8 protein-coding genes and 1 pseudogene are annotated in these 16,009 nt (G+C 56.6%); 7 read left to right on the forward strand and 2 right to left on the reverse strand.

Features of this window, described 5'->3' with window-relative positions; translation table 11 throughout:
* A pseudogene (locus ACF8AM_RS05560) lies at positions 1-1,352 on the reverse strand (serine/threonine protein kinase); the annotation flags it as partial.
* 195 nt (positions 1,353-1,547) lie between these two features.
* On the opposite strand from ACF8AM_RS05560, the gene glgA reads away from it, so the two are divergent.
* From glgA to ACF8AM_RS05595, 7 genes are all read left to right on the forward strand, one after another.
* A complete protein-coding gene (glgA, locus tag ACF8AM_RS05565; RefSeq protein WP_392554677.1) occupies positions 1,548-3,071 on the forward strand; it encodes a glycogen synthase GlgA in 1,524 nt (507 codons plus the stop codon).
* Positions 3,072-3,209: 138 nt separating this feature from the next.
* Entirely contained in the window at positions 3,210-4,607 is a 1,398-nt protein-coding gene (locus tag ACF8AM_RS05570) for a galactose-1-phosphate uridylyltransferase (RefSeq protein ID WP_392554678.1), read from the forward strand.
* A gap of 133 nt (positions 4,608-4,740) precedes the next feature.
* Positions 4,741-5,784: a ThuA domain-containing protein gene (locus ACF8AM_RS05575; protein WP_392554679.1), complete on the forward strand. Its 1,044-nt coding sequence runs from the start codon at positions 4,741-4,743 to the stop codon at positions 5,782-5,784.
* A gap of 151 nt (positions 5,785-5,935) precedes the next feature.
* A complete protein-coding gene (locus tag ACF8AM_RS05580; RefSeq protein ID WP_392554680.1) occupies positions 5,936-6,652 on the forward strand; it encodes a DUF1449 domain-containing protein in 717 nt (238 codons plus the stop codon).
* A 105-nt stretch (positions 6,653-6,757) separates the two neighbouring features.
* Complete coding sequence (locus tag ACF8AM_RS05585) at positions 6,758-8,818, forward strand: flotillin family protein (protein ID WP_392554681.1); 2,061 nt, start codon at positions 6,758-6,760, stop codon at positions 8,816-8,818.
* 2 nt (positions 8,819-8,820) lie between these two features.
* Entirely contained in the window at positions 8,821-14,175 is a 5,355-nt protein-coding gene (locus ACF8AM_RS05590; protein WP_392554682.1) for a DNA repair ATPase, read from the forward strand.
* A gap of 73 nt (positions 14,176-14,248) precedes the next feature.
* On the forward strand, positions 14,249-15,334 hold the full coding sequence (locus ACF8AM_RS05595) for an L-threonylcarbamoyladenylate synthase (RefSeq protein ID WP_392554683.1): 1,086 nt from the start codon (positions 14,249-14,251) through the stop codon (positions 15,332-15,334).
* Here the strand turns inward: ACF8AM_RS05595 and ACF8AM_RS05600 are convergent.
* Positions 15,328-16,009, reverse strand: a 682-nt coding sequence (locus ACF8AM_RS05600; RefSeq protein WP_392554684.1) for a tetratricopeptide repeat protein, incomplete at its 5' end; no start/stop codon positions are given. The two genes, ACF8AM_RS05595 and ACF8AM_RS05600, sit on opposite strands and share 7 nt — an antisense overlap.

Consider the following 16,009-nt stretch of genomic DNA (forward strand, 5'->3'; position numbering starts at 1 on the left):
ACCGGTTGGATGTTGGCGGGCTGTTTCGGTTTCGCCACTCGCTTCGGAACAGCATCTTGCTTTGCAGGAACAGGCGTCGACGTGGTCGATTCTGTTGCCTTGACGGGTTGATTCACCTTGGTCGTCTGAGCCACCGTGGTCGTCTGAGTCGGTTTGGTCGCCTGAGTCGGTTTGGTCGCCTGAGTCGACTCGGCTGAGAGGGTTTGTTTGGCAGATGAAGTCTCCTTGGCCGGTGTCGCAATGTCCCTGGCAGGTTGCGGTTTCTCTTCAACAGGTTGCTCCACCTTGGCAGCCACGGCAGGAGTCGCGGTGGCAGCAACGTTGAGTGCCTGAGAAAATTGTTCCACGCTCGCGAATCGAGCACGAGGGTCCGCGGCCAAAGCGGCTGCCAACACTCGACACAGCGGATCGCCTGTGGCTCCCTGTTCAACCGCAATGGTCAGCTCAACCGGCAACGTGTTTCGATCGGGTCCCTCAAACGCTGGCCGACCGTGTCGCAACTCGAACCCCAAACATCCGAGCGAGAAAACATCGTCGGCGATGCCGGGAACGTGATCGCGAGGATTCGCCAGCCTCTCAGGAGACCAACTCGACGGATTTGACGGCGATGAATCCAACCAAGCATCTCGGTCGACGGTGACATCTTCGATCGAAAAGTTTGCCAACGCCGCAAAGGGGTCACGAAGCAAACACCATGGTTTGGCACCGCTGACCCAAATGCGATCGAAATGGATCCCGCCATGCACCAACCCTTTCGCGTGCATTGCGGCAATCGCATCGCAAAGAGAACTCAGCCCCGCGACGGTTTGCTGGACCGAACAAGCTTCCTTGGGTGGGTTCAGGCAATTGCCTGCGGCCATCGGACTGAACAAACCAGCGAAATCGCGACGGCCGCCGATAGGCTCGCCGAGCGGACCGTTTCGAACGGGAATGATCTCGAGCGGCTGCAACGAGGGATGCGTCAATTCCGCGTGGGCGCGAAGACTCGCGGCAGCTTCCGCAGGCAAACCAGCCGGATCGATTTGCCGCAAAAACCCCGTGACCTTGTTTTCAGCGTTCTGCGCGGAGTCGCAAATCACCGACTGCCAGTGAGAGAACGGGAAAGGTGCCGTTTTATCCGCCGCAACCAGTGTCAGCGGCGCGATCCGCAGAACTGGCGTGTTGGGAAAATCCGTTTCCCAGGTGGCATGCTTCAGCACTCGCGAAAGAGGATCTTTCGCGACGCGGCCGGTTTTGACCAACCAACTCGCCAGCGATGCGGGGTCCGAGGGCGGTTTTCCCCCGTGATCGTTCGCGAAATCGGCCGCCCAAACTGGTGGGACAGAAGCGTCGGCGAGTCCGCTTTGGACCATCCGTTTCCAAAAATCAACAAGTTGCAGCGGCATGGCGACAAGAAGAAGTAACGACAGACCGGATGAACCGGCATCACATAGAACTTTGACCTAGTTTATTCTGTCTGGCACGTCGACACCGGATGCCTTTTCGACGAATGTTCTTCGTCCCGTTGTTTTTCCTGATTCGCAACCTTGTAGAACCCCACCGTTGCCTTGAATATCGTCTACCTGACGACCGAAGCCGTCCCATTCGCAAAAACCGGTGGGCTCGCCGACGTCTGCGGCACGTTGCCCAAAGTGGTTGCTGCCCAGGGCCACCGCTGTGCGGTCATCATGCCCGCCTTCTCGTCCATCGAACGGTCTGCGCAACCGATCGAAACGACGGACATCAGCTTTGCCGTCCCGATGTCAGACCAAAAGCTGATCGGTTGCCGTCTGCTGAAAAGCCACCTGCCGAAGGATCCCAACGACCCAGCCGACTCGGCGGACGTCCCGGTTTACTTCATCGACCAGCCGCAATATTTCCGACGTCCATCGCTGTACGGCGACGCCAACGGCGATTACCACGATAACGCGGAACGATTCATTTTCTATTGTCGCGCCGCGATTATCGCGATGACTCGACTGGGGTACCCGGTCGATATAGTGCACTGCAACGATTGGCAATCGGCGCTGGTTCCCGCTCTGTTGCGAGCCACGTCTGACAATGTTGCAAAGACTCAGCCGATTGCGACGATGCTGTCAATCCACAACATGGCCTACCAAGGCAACTTTGGATTCGATGCGTTCCCCTGGACCGGATTGGGATGGGACCACTTCCGACCAGAATCGTTTGAGTACTACAACCAACTGAACTTTCTCAAAACCGGTGTCGTGACGTCGGATGTGATTTCAACAGTCAGTCCCACGTACGCTCTCGAGATTCAAACGCCAGAATACGGATGCGGTTTGGATTCGATTCTTCGAGGCATCCCACAACCGGTCGAGGGAATCATCAACGGGATTGATACCAACATTTGGAATCCCGAAACCGACCCGCATCTCAATCGCAACTACAGCGTTGCTGATTGGGCCGATGCTAAGATTGATAACAAGCTCGCGTTGCAAGCCGAAGTTGGACTGCCACAAGATCCTGACATCCCACTGCTCGGTCTGATCGGTCGCTTGGCCGATCAAAAGGGATGGGACCTGATCCTTCCTGTCTTGCGAGAACACCTTGCCGAATCGCGACCAACCCAGTGGGTCGTGCTTGGCAGCGGTGATCCCAAAATTGAAGAACAACTGCGTGAGTTGACCGAACAACATCCGGAACAACTTGCCGCCTACATCGGTTTCAGCGATGCGTTGGCCCATCGCATCGAAGCTTCCAGCGACATGTTCATCATGCCCAGCCACTACGAACCCTGTGGGCTCAATCAACTCTATAGCCTTCGTTATGGGACGCCCTGCGTGGTCACCAGAACAGGCGGTCTAGCGGACACGATCGTTGACGCCACCTCCGAAAACATCGCCGCGAATTGCGCATCGGGTTTCCATTTGAACGACAGCAGTGCCGGCGCACTTGACCATGCGATCAACCGGGCACTGCAACTTCGCTATCACTCGCCTGAGAAATGGAAAAATCTTGTCGAATTCGGAATGCAGCAAGATTGGACATGGAGGAAGAGTGCTGACCAGTACATTCAACTTTATGCCCGCACAATTTCCCTAAATCGACGAAGACGATCAAACCCCTGACTTGCTACTAGCGTTTTCGCCCTGAGAGGGGAAAAATGGGGATGCATCTCGATTGCAGACTGCTACATTGCAGGAGAGCAAAGTGAGCGGGGAGTGGAAACCACTCTGCCTTCTTCCCCTAGACCATGAGTCGGTTCGATGAAGACACAACAGTCAGGAGTCAACATCGATCCGCGCCGAACCGCTTTGCACGAAACCTCTCGCACCTCCGAACACGCTGCCCCCGCCCATCAGAGCGAAGTGGACACGCAGAACGTGTCGGACCTGCATACCGCCCGCGACGATTCCGCCTCCAACCGGAATCGTCCATCGGCCAAGAAATCAGATTCCGTCGGCCCGACGTCGGCACGCGCCGAATTGTTAGTCGATCGCTTGGTCGACGCTGAAATCCTGGATCAACCGCGTCAGGATGGCGCCCACGTTGATTTCCCAAACGAATCGCACATTCAAACGGGTCGCTCGCGAAGGGATCCGATCTCCGGCAACTGGACGATTTTCGCTCCCGGTCGCGCTCGTCGTCCCGACCAATTCAAAGCACATCGCCCCAAACCGGACACGTTGATGGATTGTCCGTTCTGCCACGGCAATGAGCATCTGACGCCCGCCTCGGTGTGGTCTGCGAAATTGTCGGAAGACGAAGAGGTTGTTCCGCAGTCAGCCGACTGGACCGTCCGCGTGGTTCCGAATTTGTTTCCGGCCATCAAACCGGAATGCAACGCCGAAACGCCCGCCAGCAACGATGACAGCAACCAAGATTCTCGCATTTCTCGTTTGGCTCAATCCCTGTTCGTCGAAGAAATCGCATCAGGGGGCCACGAAGTCATCGTCGAAGCCGCTCGTCACACCCGGTCCCTGAGCGAACTGAACCTGGCGGAAATCGCACTCGCTTTCTCCGCCTACGCGGCTCGGATGCGTCACTGGCGACAACAACCTGGCATTCAATACATCAGTTTGTTCAAGAACGTTGGCCGCGATGCGGGAGCCTCCCTGCAGCACAGCCACAGTCAACTGATCGCATCGAATCACCTGCCACAATCGGTTCGTGAAGTCAACAATCGCATGCGATCACACTTCGCCAAACATGGACGCTGCTTGCAGTGTGATGTCTTGCAGGCGGAACTGGAAAACAAAGAACGAATCATCCATCAATCCAGTTCCTTGGTGGCCTACTGCCCTCACGCCAGCCGATTCCCGTACCTGATCCGAATCACTTCTCGAGAACACGTGGGTTGTTTCGAAGATTTGTCGGTCTCGATGAATGAGGAAGTCGCCCGCTTGGTCCTGCGATGCGTTCGTTGGCTCGAGGCGGTGATCCCCGGCGTCGCGTACAACATGATGATCCACACCGCCCCTCCAGGGGATCAATGCGATCCAAACACGCATCACTGGAGCCTCGAACTGGCGCCGCGAATTGGTCGCTTGGCCGGTTATGAATTGAGCTCGGGCGGAATGATCAACACCGTCTACCCCGAAGCCGCCGCCGAAGAATTTCGTGCCCAGGCTCGCCGCAGCGATCCGCGCCACGCACTCCGGTAGCCCTCGACCGAGTCCCGCAAGTCGGGTACCTGTCCTGGGCCGCTTTTCGTCGTGCCCCCACCCCAGCTCGCTTGAGATATGATGTGGCTTCCTATGCCACACATCTTGTCCACTGACTCAAGCTTGATCTGACATGAAAAAGCGTTGCTTTATCGCTGCAGCCTTCACATTCGCGGTTTGCCTGCTTCCCACTCTGTCCGCCATTCACGCCGCGGATCACCTCGTCTTCGAGCCCGCCGAAGGCAAAGCCAACGGCAAACACATCGTGCTGATCTCAGGCGATGAAGAATATCGAACCGAGGAATCCTGCCCGATGCTCGGGAAGATCCTCAGCCAAACGCATGGCTTCAAATGCACAGTGCTGTTCGCCATCGACAAAGAAACCGGCGGCATCAATCCGTACCAGATCGACAACATCCCGGGCACGGAAGCACTCAACGATGCTGACCTGATGATCCTGGCGACTCGTTGGCGAGTTCTTTCCGACGATCAACTCGATCCAATTTTGAAGTTCATCAATGCGGGCAAACCGATCATCGCCTACCGAACCGCCACCCATGCTTTCAAAAGCGGGCACTACGGCGACTACGACTGGGCGAACTTTGGAATCAACGTGGTCGGCGAAAACTGGCATTCGCACCATGGCAAACACAAAGTTGAAGGCGGCCGCGCGGTCATCGTAGAAGACAACGCCAACCATCCGATTCTGAACGACGTTGCTGACATCTACACACCTTCGGACATCTACGGCGTTGTTCATCTTGACGAATCCGCGGCCACGGTCTTGCTACGTGGCATGGTGATTCAGCACCTCGATCCAGCCGCCCCGCCGGTCGACGCGAAGAACGATCCGATGATGCCTTTGGCTTGGCTGAAACCCTACGAAGCTCCCTCGGGAAAGACCGGTCAATGCGTGGCCACCACCGCCGGTGCAGCAGTTGATTTCCGCAGCGAAGACCTTCGTCGTTTGATCGTCAACGCCAGCTACTTCCTCACCGGAATGGACGTCCCCAAATCGGCGGACGTTTCGTTCATCGATCCTTACGTGCCATCGTTCTACGGTTTCGAAACCGGAAAGCTGTACCGCGAGCGTGACCTCCGGGTAGAAGAGTTTGACCTCGGTTCATCCGCAACCGTCTTCACCCCCAAAGGCACATTCGCACCTGTCGCTCAGTGACCAGCGTCCCCAACCGCAGCCAGCGGGTTTTCGCTTGAAATTCAGCCATGGACGATGCGACGGAGCGCCCTTCGCACCGCGGAAACCCGCCTCGTGATAGGATCCTTTTCCCCGCGAAACCCGTGAGGATTCCTTTTCAGGAGACAGACACATGTTGGCAATGACTTGGACCGAACGGCTCGACTCCATCCTCGTGGGGCCGATGTGGCCTGCCACCGTTCTGGCCGCGTTGTTTCTGCTGTACGCCCTCGTCTCACTCCTGGGAATTTTTGAGTTTGGCGTCGACGCGGACGCTGACATCGACGTTCCCGATCTAGATGCTCCGGATCTGGCAGGCGATGTCGGCGGCGATTTGGACCTGGACGCTTCCGGCGAACCGATGCACGGCGACTGGTTTGGCGGTGCCGGCGCGGCCACTCTGCGTGCCATGAACCTGGACCGTGTGCCGCTGGTCGTGTGGTTTTCGGTCTTCAGCGTTCTGTTTTGGGTGATCAGCTTTTACCTGTGGTTCGGCTACGACGTGCGGCGTTATGATCCGAATTTTTTGACCAGCGGACTGCTGACGATCCGCAACGGCGTCCTGGGGATCGTGGCGACCAAAATGGCGACTTGGCCACTGCACCGAATTTTGGTTCCGCCGACTGAATTCCACGCCTCCAGCCTGATTGGCGGAACGGCCACCATCGAAACCCGCCAAGCCGACGAATCGTTCGGTCGTGCGCGTTTTGCCACTGATGCGGCCCCTCTGCTGATTTCCGTCCGAACCGGTGGTGAAATCATCCCAAAAGGGGGCCGGGTCACGGTGGTGAACTATGATCAAAGCACCAAAACCTACCTGGTGCGGGCTGATTCTTCGGCTTCGACGTGATTCAGCGCGCCCCGCTGGCTGATATTCCACGCCTGACCAACAGGCAAAATGTTTTCGGGATTCGTCATCGAATCATCCCGCGGTCAATCACTCGAAAGAACACTCATGCTGGTTGCTCTCATCACAGATAGCCTCGCTGCGGACGTGGCGATCATTTTGGTCGGGGGACTCTTCCTCGTCGGCATCGTCGTCGCGCTCTTCTACAAGAGTTACTACGTCAAAGTCGGTCCGGATCGCGCCATCGTGAAATCGGGTTCCGGCGGCGTCAAAGCCGTGACCGGCGAAGGCATGCTGATCATCCCGCTGATCCAACAATACGAGTTCATGGACCTCACGCTGAAAAGCTTTGAGATCCATCGCCAAGGCAGCGAAGGTTTGATCTGCCGCGACAACATTCGCGCGGACATCAAAGTCGCGTTCTTTGTGCGTGTCGACAAAAGCCCCGAAGAAATGAAAGAGGTCGCTCAGTCGATCGGTGCCAAACGCTGTAGCGAACTGGAAACACTGCGTGAACTATTCGACGCGAAATTTAGCGAAGCATTGAAAACCGTCGGCAAGCAATTTGACTTTGTCGATCTGTACGACCAACGCGACAAGTTCAAAGAAGAAATCCTCAAAGTCATCGGCACCGACCTCAACGGTTACCGACTCGACGACGCCGCGATCGATTACCTGGAACAGACACCGTTGGACATGCTCAGTCCAACCAACATCCTCGACGCCGAAGGCATCAAGAAGATCACCGAACTGACCTCGATGGAAAAGGTCAAGGAAAACCAGTTCACCCGCGACAAAGAAAAGACGCTGAAGAAGCAAGACGTCGAAGCCGAAGAAACGATCCTCGAACTGGAACGTCAACGCGTCGAAGCGGTCGAAAAACAACAACGCGAAATCGCGGAAATCACTTCACGTGAACAAGCCTCCGCGGCGAAAGTTCGGGAAGAGCAGCGACTGGAATCAGAACGAGCCCGGATCCAAACCGAAGAAGAAATCGGGATCGCCGAAGAGAACAAGGCTCGCCAAGTCTTGGTCGCGATGCGGAACAAGGAAAAGACGGACGCCGTCGAACTGGAACGCGTCAATCGTGATCGCGACTTGGAAGCCACCGAACGCATGCGTGTTGTGGGCGTCGCCGATGTCGAAAAAGAAAAGGCGATTGAAGTCGAGAAACGCAACATTCAAGAAGTGATTCGCGAACGTGTCGCCGTCGAACGCGCGGTGGTCGAAGAACAAGAACGGATCAAGGATACCGAAGAACACGCCCTCGCCGAACGTTTGAAAACGGTCCAGATCACCGCTGCAGAAATGAAAGCGGAAGAAGAACTGATTCGCCAAACCAAGCTGGCTCAAGCCGAAAAGGAAAGCAGCGAATTGCTGGCTGAAAAGATTCGTATCGAAGCCGAAGCCAAACGCGACGCAGCCGAAAAAGAAACCGCCGCGACGAAAATGCTGGCCGAAGCCGAAGCCGCTCAAGCCGCTGCCGCTGGTTTGGCCGAAGCTCAAGTCCAAGAGGCCAAAGCCGTCTCATTGGAAAAAGAAGGTATGGCCGAAGCCAAAATTTCTCGAGAGAAATACACTGCCGAAGCAACCGGTATCACCGAGAAAGCCGAAGCGATGAAGAAGCTGGACGGCGTCGGCAAAGAACACGAAGAGTTCAAACTCCAACTCGAAAAAGAGAAGTTCGTCGAAGTCGCCGCAATCGAAGCTCAACGCGGAATTGCCGAAAGCCAAGCCGGAGTCATCGGCGAAGCCTTGCAAGCCGCACGAATCGACATCGTCGGTGGAGACGGAGAATTCTTCGACCAGATCACTTCCGCGGTCAAAGGCGGCAAAGCGATCGACCGATTCGTCTACAACAGCCAAGTCGCGACGGACGTCAAGAACACGTTCTTCGATGGCAACGCGGATTACTTCCGCGATCAAGTCAAAGAGCTGATCTCACAATTCGGCTTGGACACCGACGGCGTGAAAGACCTTTCCATCGCGGCGTTGATCGCCAAGTTGATGGGCATGTCCAGCACCGACGATGTTCGAACGCAGTTGACCAGTCTGCTCAGCATGGCTGGGACCGCCAACGTGGCCGACCAAAAGGTCAGTCGTTTGCTCACGGCCGAAACCAACACCGTTCCGGCGAAGAAAGTTTCCCCTAACGGGAAGAAGGCCTGATCGTGGCTGAGGACGCTTCCACCGAAGCGACTTCGCTGCCCGGTTCCGCTGGCGATGGTGGATCGGATGCAGGGATTTCCAAGGACAACGCCTCGCAGTTGTCGGGCGGCACCTACGAAGTCCTTCGGAACCGCCTTCGCACCGCTGCCGGCGATCTTCGCGATCGTCTCGCCAAGCTGAACGAAGACCGCGGCGAAGTCTTCGGGAACATCGAAACGCGATTGATCGCAACGCAGCGTGTGACCACAGAACACAACTGCGTCCCCCGAGACATTGTCTCGATCGGTGACGAGTTTCTGTTCGGATACAACGTTCAATTCGGATTGAAAACCGAGATCGAACTGGCCGACGTGTTCTCGATCTACCGCATGGAATCAACGGAGTTCCATGAACGGCCACTCGAGCGGATCATGGATGATCGCTTCGCCAGTGATTTTCACGAACTGTACCGGTTCTACAAAGACACCACGTTCCTTCGGTTCTTTGTGTCCGGCCCGATTTTGCACATGGTGTTCCAAGTCGGCAAAACCGCTCGCGATATCAAATCGTTCAAATGGCGACGCGGCCCCGAAGGCCTGCAATACGTCGACAATCGCAGCGACCACGAAGTCCGCTTGCCCGACCAGCACGAATTTCGCTGGCAGAGGACAACGCGGGACATGCATCACTACGGTGAGCACCCACACATCTCCATCGATGACCGCGTGTTCGTCGAAACGGTCGGCGGCGACCTAACGATCAAAGTCGAAAATAACACCAGCGTCGGCGAAGGCATCTACGCCGAACCGGTCGACAACTTCGACCAAAAACTCGATGACGCGGAGATCCATTACGCGATCGTCGGTCACCTGGTCTTGCTGAAGATCAAACCATATCAAGAGAACCAATTTCGCTACATCATCTTCAACGGGAAGATCAACCAAGCGATCCGCTTGGACGAGATCCAGCACGCCTGCGTGATGCTGCCGGGCGATCAAGGCCTGATCTTCCCCGGCGGGTATTACTTGCAATCCGGCGAGTTCAAACGCTTCGACCACGGACTGGTCGACATGCGTTACGAGAGAACGATCAACTCGCCCAACGGCGAAGACAGCTTGTATCTGTTTTCCAATGTGGAAGACGGAACTTACATCCAACTGCGATACAACCAGATTCGTCAGTCGGTCGACACGCCGCTTGTGTGCCACGGGCAAACGTTCTTCGAAGCCGGCGAAATGGTTTGCTTCAAAGGCCAAGACACACCGCAAAAACACCACGCGATCCAGCTTTGGCAGACGCCGTTCACCAGCGAAGATTACCTGCCTGAGACCCAAACCGATTCGCTGCTGTTCAAGATCGGCAACAAAGACTTGGTTCGCGGGATGGCCGAGTGCAGCGAATTACTGCAACTGATCGAGAAGGACGACAGCTACAACGATCTGTACATCGACCTGTCCAAGAAATCAGGCGATGTCCTCGACAGTTACTTCTGGATCGACAACGAAGAAACCCACCACCTCGCCGAACCACTTCGCAAAATTCGCGAAACGGCGGGAGCAGCGATCGAAGAATACGAAAAAGTCGTTCGTGTTCGCGAAGGAACCGCCAAACAAACTCGCCAAGTCCAATCGGACACGAACACGACGCTGAAAGAGATCGAGCGTTCGCGATTCACTTCGATCGACCAATTTGTCGCTTCGCTGGCGCAACTGCGAGTCCAACGAGGACGTGCGATCGCCCTGCGTGAACTTCGGTTCGTCGACCTTTCCGTCGTGGAGGAATTGGAATCTGTCACCGCCGAGCAATCGGATCGTCTCAGCCGTCGCTGTGTGGAATTTCGGCTCGGCGATGATGCCCTGAAACCCTCTCGCGATCGGGTTGCCGAGGCCGAAACCCGCGTCCCGGAAATCAAAGGCGTCGCTCAGGCCAAGGAACTCGAAGCGGAGATCGATCAATCGGCTGCCGATTTGGAACTGCTGACCGAAACGGTGAGCAACTTGCAGATCGACGACGCGACTCAGCGGACGACCATCATCGATGCGATCGGCGACGTCTTTGCGACCGTCAATCGCGTTCGCAGTGCGCTCAAAAATCGCAAGCAAGAACTGATTGGCGTCGAAGGCAGAGCCGAATTTGCATCGCAGTTGAAACTGCTCGAACAAACCACGACTGGCTACCTCGACGTCTGCGACACGCCCACTCGTTGTGACGAGTACCTGACGAAAGTCATGGTACAACTCGAAGAACTCGAAGGTCGCTTCGCTGAATTCGAAGAGTTCATCGAAACGCTCGCCTCTCGTCGCGAAGATGTTTACGGTGCTTTCGAATCGCGAAAAGTTGCGTTGGTTGAAAAACGCAATCGCCGCGCCGAGGCACTCAGTTCCGCCGCCGAACGGATCCTCAGCGGGATCCAACACCGCGTATCGAACATGGATTCGATCGATCAAATCGCTGCGTACTTCGCCGGCGATTTGATGGTCGGAAAGATCCGCAGCCTGATCGAAGAACTCGATGAACTCGGCGATGCCGTTCGCGTCGGCGATTTACAAAGCCGCCTCAAAACGCTTCGCGAAGACGCGCTGCGAGGCCTCAAAGATCGCCAAGATCTCTATGAAGAGGGTGGCGATGTCATCCGGCTTGGCGAACGAAAATTCGCGGTCAACACGCAGCCTCTGGACCTGACGACGGTCCTGCGAAGCGACGAACTGTGCTTGCACCTGACTGGCACACAGTACTTCGGTCCCATTGACGACGAGCGACTGATCGCGGCCCGCGACATTTGGAATCAATCGCTGATCAGCGAGAACTCCGACGTCTACCGAGCCGAATTCCTGGCGATGGATCTGTTCGAATCCGGGCAAGCGGAATCGATTCAGGATCTAGAAACGTTGAATGCGGCTTGGGTCGCCGAACGAATGGCGGGGCGATTCGACGAGGGCTATGCCAAAGGCGTTCACGATGTCGACACCGCGATCATCTTGCGAGGGTTGATTGACCTGGATCGTTCCATCGGTCTGCTGCGTCACGCTCCATCGCTTCGCACCGCATCCCAGCTTTGGTGGCAATGTTTCCTCGACACCAAACAACGCACCAAAATGAAAAACTGGATCGCGGGCTTTGCCAAGCTCGCGATGGCGTTCCCACAAGCTCAACCTGCCGTCGAATTCCGTCAACACTTGACGGAACTGGCCGCCGAACATCAATCCGAATGGATCGGACTGTTCGAGAAAGTGATCACGCCGGAACGGATCGCGGATTACTTGTTCGAGCAACTGACGAGTGCACCCGACAAGATCGCCATCAGCGGCCAAGCGAACACGTTGCACGAAGACTTCCTTCGCTCGCTCCCCGAATCGGATCAGAAACGCTGGGTCCTCGGCGGCCTGAAACCCAACACAGCCTCTCCGGTTCACACCTTTGTACTAGCTCGCAACTGGGCCGACGCGTTTCTCAGCAAACGGGCGAACGAAGACAGCAATGCAACCTGCGACTCCCCTCAATGGTACCGAGACGAATTGGCTTGGCTGATTTTCCAATCCGCGATGGATGCCAAGAAAACAACGACAACGGCTCGCCCCGCCAACCAAGTCATCGACGTCCCTGTCGCGAAACGCCTGACGGGGTTGGTCGGCAGTCATGCCCGAATCGAACGTGGCGAGCTACCGCTGCACTATCACGAATACATCACACGACTGCGTGAATACCGCGAAGATGTGGTGCCGCGATTCCGCTCGCTTCACCAAGCCAAAACCGAGTGCGTCGAGTCGGCTCGCGAATCGATGCGTTTGGACGAATTCAAACCTCGCGTCCTCAGCAGTTTCGTTCGCAACCAACTTCTCGACGAAGTTTACCTACCGCTGATCGGCGACAACCTCGCCAAACAGATGGGCACGGTTGGCGAAGACAAACGCACCGACCGCATGGGATTGTTGCTACTGATCTCGCCACCCGGTTACGGCAAAACGACGTTGATGGAATACATCGCCAGCCGACTCGGTCTGGTGTTCATGAAAATCAACGGTCCCGCGATCGGTCACGGTGTGACGTCGTTGGATCCAGCGGAAGCCCCCAATGCCGCGGCCCGCGAAGAAGTCATGCGTTTGAACTTGGCGCTCGAGATGGGCGACAACGTGATGCTATACCTGGACGACATTCAACACACGCACCCGGAATTGCTGCAGAAGTTCATCTCCTTGTGCGATGCCACGCGAAAAATCGAAGGGGTTCGAAACGGAAAGACGCGAACATACGACCTGCGTGGCCGGCGAGTTGCGGTGGTCATGGCGGGCAACCCGTACACTGAATCGGGCGATCGTTTTCAAATCCCCGACATGCTTTCCAACCGCGCCGATGTCTACAACTTGGGCGAAATCATCGGCGAATCGGCCGACGCATTCGAGATGAGTTATCTCGAGAACTGCTTGACCAGCAACGTGACCCTGGCGCCGCTTTCCAACGCGTCGCCATCGGACGCTCGAGCGATCATCGCTGCGGCCGGACGAGATTCTGTTGAAGGAATCGAACTGGAAGCCAATTTCAGCTTGGACCAAATTCGGGACATGTTCGAAGTCACCCGCAAATTGCTGCGAGTCCGTGATGTCGTGCTGCGAGTCAACCGCGCCTACATTCGCTCAGCCGCCCAAGCCGATGAATACCGGACCGAACCGCCGTTCAAGCTGCAGGGCAGTTACCGAAACATGAACCGGATCGCCGAACGAGTCGCTCCGGTGATGAACGATGCCGAACTGCAATCGCTGATCATCAGCAACTACGAACAAGACGCTCAAACGCTGACGACGGACAACGAAGCCAACGTGCTGAAGTTCAAAGAACTGATGGGCATCCTGACGCCGGAAGAGAAACAACGTTGGGACGCAATCAAGTACGCGTTTGTGGAAAGCGTTCGGATGGCGGGAATGGACGGCGAAGATCAGGCCGCTCAAGTCCTCCGGCAACTCGCGTCCATGCGAGATGGCCTGGAATCGATCCGGCAAGTCATCGCCAAAGCCATCGCGATGGAAGATCACTCGGCCGAAGAACGCATGGATTCGCGAGTCGACACGCTGCGTCAAACGCTGCTATCGATGGGTGAATTGATGTCCGGCCGTTTGGAATCCACCGCCAATCAGCTCGAAGCGATCTCACGGCAACAAGCCGCTTCGCCGCCCGATCAAAAGATTCTGGTTCAACACAAAGTCCCTCGCGTGATCGCGGAATTGGTCAAAGGGCAATTCCACTTGATGCAAGAATGGATGCGTCCGCTGCTGGAAGAATCGATCGACAACAGTCGCGACCTGGGCCGACTGAAGCAGCAAATGGATCTGATGCTGGAGACTTTTCGCGATGTGGAAGATTCGTTCCAACCACCCGGCGAATGACTCGTGCGGTCGCGTGAAATGACCGGCCCCAGGGATCTTGTCATTCCGCGGGAATGAATCAGACTTCTGCGTCATGAATCCCAACGCGTCCCATCCGAAGATCTTGCCTGGTACGCCGGAATCAATCCGGCGTGCCAGCCAAGCCTTGCGCGATGGGAAGCTGATCGGATTGCCCACCGAAACCGTCTACGGCTTGGCCGCGCGAGGCGACCAACCCGAATCGGTCGCGAAGATTTTCGCGGCGAAGCAACGACCGTCGACCAACCCGCTGATCTTGCACGTGGGCCATTCCGACTCCGTCCATCCGCTGGTCGCGATGGATTCGGACATCACGCGGCGGCGTTTCGAAGCCGCGTCCTCCTTGTGGCCTGGACCACTGACACTCGTTCTGCCGCGTTCCGAATCGGTGCTGGACTGCGTCACGGCGGGAGGCAACACCGTGGCCGTGCGTGTTCCCGCCCACCCGGTCGCATTGCGATTGCTGCGAGAGGTTTCGCTTCCGATTGCTGCCCCAAGCGCCAACGTATCCAACTACATCAGCCCGACTCGTCCCGAACATGTGATCGACGGTTTGGCAGACTCCGTCCAGTGGGTGCTCGATGGTGGCATCTGCGATGTCGGTCTTGAGTCCACCGTGCTTTCGATCGCCGATCCAAATGCTCCGCCAACCATCCTTCGCGAAGGCGTGCTGTCGGCAGCGGAATTGGAACGCTCACTGGGAGAAACGGTGACGTCGGCAACATTGTCTCATTCGACTCAGTCCGATGCTGCGGTTGCCGCGCCCGCCGCTTCGCCTGGGATGCACCGCAAACACTACTCGCCGCGAACTCCGCTGCGTTTGGTCTCGGAGCAAAGTCGTTGTCCGTTGTCGCCCGATCCAAATCATCCGGAACGTGTCCTTCGCATCCGTCTTCGAGGCGCCGCCGAACCGATGCCGGGCTACGCCGATGTTTGGAGCCTGTCACCGTCAGGCGATTTGTCAAAGATTGCCAATCGCCTTTACGATACGCTGCGTCGTGCGGACTCGGGACAGTTCGATCAGATTGAGATCGATCAGGTGACGTCACTGGAATGGCCATCGAACACCAACCCCAATTTGCTTGCCGCGATTGGCGATCGTTTGCAGCGAGCGTCCAACCAAGACGCCACGGATCACTGACGCCAAGGCCGTCCGATGTCGGGCTGAGCGGCGATGATGGGCACCGGCGAACTGTCACCTGGCAGACTTTCGGTCGAGATCATTCCCGGAGGTGTTGCTGACCAAGATTCAACTTTCCACCCGGCATCGCGAACAGCAGCAGGATCCAATCGCATCGCCTGAGCCAACCAAGTCTGAGCGATTTGTGGTTGTCCCGTCTCAACGGCTATCGAAGCCAATTGCAAACGAGAAGTCGCATCGCTTGGATTCTTCTGAGCCGATGCGATGAAGTACTGAACTGACTCTTCGGTCCGCCCGAGTTCTCGCATGGCAATGCCTCGCAGCAAATCCGCCGCACCTGGCCGAACGGATTCGTCTGAGTCACCAACCACACTGGAGTCTTCCCGAACCCGATCCAAAGTCGCTAGCAAGCGATCGTAACGTTTTTGTTGATGGTAGATCTCGGCGGTTCGCAATTGCACATAGGGATAATCTGGCTGCAGTGACAGCGCACGGTGGTAGGCCGCCAAGGCCTCGTCTTTTTCGTTGCGGGCAACCTGACAATCACCCCACAAAGCCCACAGAGCGGCCCATTCGCGGTCCGAATCCAAAGCGATTTGGCACTGACGGGCTGCTTCGTCGACTCGGCCCACTTCGAGGTACATCCGCCCCAGTCGCTGCATGTGCTTTGGGTCT

Source organism: Rhodopirellula sp. JB055 (assembly GCF_043100905.1).
Classification (GTDB): domain Bacteria; phylum Planctomycetota; class Planctomycetia; order Pirellulales; family Pirellulaceae; genus Rhodopirellula.

Bases quoted from the DNA above. Each gene is read 5' to 3' on its own strand.
- ACF8AM_RS05585 (WP_392554681.1), top strand. From the start codon at position 6,758: ATGCTGGTTGCTCTCATCACAGATAGCCTCGCTGCGGACGTGGCGATC.
- ACF8AM_RS05570 (WP_392554678.1), top strand. From the start codon at position 3,210: ATGAAGACACAACAGTCAGGAGTCAACATCGATCCGCGCCGAACCGCT.
- ACF8AM_RS05575 (WP_392554679.1), top strand. From the start codon at position 4,741: ATGAAAAAGCGTTGCTTTATCGCTGCAGCCTTCACATTCGCGGTTTGC.
- ACF8AM_RS05580 (WP_392554680.1), top strand. From the start codon at position 5,936: ATGTTGGCAATGACTTGGACCGAACGGCTCGACTCCATCCTCGTGGGG.
- ACF8AM_RS05595 (WP_392554683.1), top strand. From the start codon at position 14,249: ATGAATCCCAACGCGTCCCATCCGAAGATCTTGCCTGGTACGCCGGAA.